Origin of the sequence: Magnetospirillum moscoviense, from assembly GCF_001650635.1 — a bacterium.
Classification (GTDB): domain Bacteria; phylum Pseudomonadota; class Alphaproteobacteria; order Rhodospirillales; family Magnetospirillaceae; genus Magnetospirillum; species Magnetospirillum moscoviense.
Genome location: NZ_LWQU01000096.1, coordinates 1 through 844, shown reverse-complemented (window position 1 = coordinate 844; position 844 = coordinate 1). Strand labels below are relative to the sequence as shown.

The 844-nt window shown below is 53.2% G+C and carries 1 protein-coding gene; it reads right to left on the bottom strand.

Annotated features, from left to right (window positions below):
* Nucleotides 1-62: 62 nt before the first annotated feature.
* Nucleotides 63-566 (bottom strand): hypothetical protein, encoded by a 504-nt coding sequence (locus A6A05_RS20670; protein WP_156520898.1) that lies wholly within the window; start codon nucleotides 564-566, stop codon nucleotides 63-65.
* Nucleotides 567-844 lie beyond the last annotated feature (278 nt).

Here is an 844-nt window from a genome sequence, read left to right as displayed (position 1 = left end):
TCCGGACCCGACCGCGCGATATTGCCTCGCCGCCGCCATGGGGGCGTGACCGTCAATACGATTCACGAATAGAGCCTAAGGTTTTTTGGCGGAGGCGAAGCGTCCAAAACACCACCCTCACCTGGCGGATGGTTAATTACGAACACAAGGCTACCATCATTTGAACAATATTCTACCTTAGCATGGATTGAAACTTGATCATCGAGATTTAATCTAACAGCCTTCTTGTTCCGAAAATTTATCACATGAAGATTGAAATGCCGAACTCGAATGCCTTCTATATTCTCGACATAGGCGATTCCTTGACCGCCGCACGGAACAACTGTAGAGTGTTTTGGCATGGGCCTGGGCAGCTTCATACGAACGGTTTCGACGAACCTTAGGCTTGACGGCGCAATCACTGACGAAGCCTCCTGAGCCCAAGCCCACTGAGGGTTAACCGTCACGGCGATGGCCAAAACGGAAATCCAGATCATGGAAAACCAAGGCAAGGCCCGATTTCCCGCCGTGCGGCAATCTTCATCCCCCACGGGCGTCACTCCACGATTGTTGTCGCGCTGGGCCACGCGATCCGGAAAGCGGAAACCAGGATAGCGCGGGACGGATCACCAATCCTCGTAGTTACAGTATTCGTCGTCCTACACCACGGCGGCGGCACGTGTCCTGGAGCCGAGACCGACTTGGCCTGAACAAAACCGGCTGAGCCACATATTGTCGGAGGCGGTCTCATCGCTGTTATTCGTCTTTGGTTACCGAGGTTAGATAAACCCGGATTTCCCAGATGGTGCTGCGATTTCGTGACAGCGACTGCCAAATCTGATATAGAAATCAAGGCGGTACGGAC